The 1,524-nt window shown below is 73.2% G+C and carries 1 protein-coding gene; it reads right to left on the reverse strand.

Annotation, left to right across the window (positions count from 1 at the left end):
* Window positions 1-300 precede the first annotated feature (300 nt).
* Window positions 301-1,317 carry a rhomboid family intramembrane serine protease gene (locus SSBG_RS14335; RefSeq protein ID WP_008746833.1) on the reverse strand — a complete coding sequence of 339 codons (1,017 nt, stop codon included), beginning with the start codon at window positions 1,315-1,317 and terminating at the stop codon, window positions 301-303.
* Between the last annotated feature and the right edge of the window lie 207 nt (window positions 1,318-1,524).

The following is a 1,524-nucleotide window of genomic DNA, read 5'->3' on the forward strand; positions in this document are numbered from 1 at the left end:
CCTGAGTTATCCACAGCGCTATCCACAGTGGGGAAAAGTTCAGACGATAAAAAAAATAACTCTCAGAGAGTTGACGCCGGTATGACCGGCACCGGCACCCCACTTCCCCCGTAGCGCGCGCGTTCGAATACCTCCCGGCGCACCACTTTCCGGCAAAACCGCAGGTCAGGGCGGGCCCCACAGAACGAGCCCGGGATCACCGCACGGAACGCGCACCCGGCGCCGCTTTCCGTGTACGAGCTGTGGACAACTCGGCCCGAACATTCGAACACCTGCGCATAAACCGGGGTCCGCGCCCGCTCAGGTGAGGGCGGCCGTCCGGGCGAGGACGCAGACGACGAGCGCGACGAGGACGAGCGCGCATGTGCCCCACTGCACGAGGGCGCGGTGGCGGCGGGGCGCGTAGACGAGCCCGGCGGCGAGGAGCGTCCCGACGACGAGACCGCCGATGTGGGCCTGCCAGGCGATGCCGCTCCAGCCGAAGGTGATGATCAGGTTGATGACGAGCAGCGCGACGAAGGGCCGGAAGTCGGCCCGCACCCGCAGGACGAGGACGCCGGTCGCGCCGAAGAGGCCGAAGATCGCGCCCGAGGCACCGAGCGAGGCGCCCAGCGGATCGGCGAAGAGGAAGGAGGCGACGCTGCCGCCCACTCCCGCGAGCAGGTAGAGAGTGAGGAAGCGTGCCCGGCCGAGCAGCGCCTCGATCGGCCCGCCCAGCATCCACAGGCTGAGCATGTTCAGCCCGATGTGCCACACCTCCTCGTGCAGGAAGGTGGCGGTCAGGAGCCGGTACCACTCGCCCTCGGCGACTCCGATGGGCTGCGGGTAGGACGGGAAGCGGGCGACCATGACGAGGTCGTCGAGCAGCCGCGCCGAGTCCGGCGCCGCCTTCACCAGCACGAAGACGGCGAGATTGAGCGCGATCAGGACCTTGGTGATCAGCCGCGGATCGCCCTGCACCACGCCCCCGGCCAGGGTGCGCGGCCGGGAGTCCCCGCGCGGAGCGGGCCCCGGGCCACCGCCGCCCCGCTGCCAGGGCCGCGGCACGCGAGCGGCGCCGCTCGCCCCGCCGGGCGCTCCCGCCGGGGCCGGGACGGGGCCGCCGCCCTGGCGCACGCAGTCGGGGCACTGGAAGCCGACGGAGGCGCTGACCATGCACTCCGGGCAGATGGGCCGCTTGCAGCGGATGCAGCGGATGCCCGTCTCGCGGTCCGGGTGGCGGTAGCACGCCGGGGCCGCCGCCTCGGGCCCGCCCGGTCCCGTCGGCTCCCCGCCCGGCCCGCCGCCGGGGCCGCCGGGCTGGTCCTTCGGGTCCATGGGGCTCCTTCCCTGAGCCGAGTGCGCCACCGCCGCTCGGCGGGGGACGGGACGTGGGCACGCCCCGTCCCCCTTGACGGATGGACGGGGCGTTTTGTTCCCGCCGCGCTTGGTTCCCGCTTGGTGAGCGGGAAAGCCGCGCTTGACGAAGACCGCGGGATCGCCGGGCCCCGGGCCCGGGGGCCTTCGGGCCCGGGGCCCGGGGCC

The organism is Streptomyces sp. SPB074 (assembly GCF_000154905.1).
Classification (GTDB): Bacteria; Actinomycetota; Actinomycetes; order Streptomycetales; family Streptomycetaceae; genus Streptomyces.

Excerpts from the sequence above, each read along its gene's own strand:
- SSBG_RS14335 (WP_008746833.1), bottom strand. The coding sequence starts at position 1,317 with ATGGACCCGAAGGACCAGCCCGGCGGCCCCGGCGGCGGGCCGGGCGGG.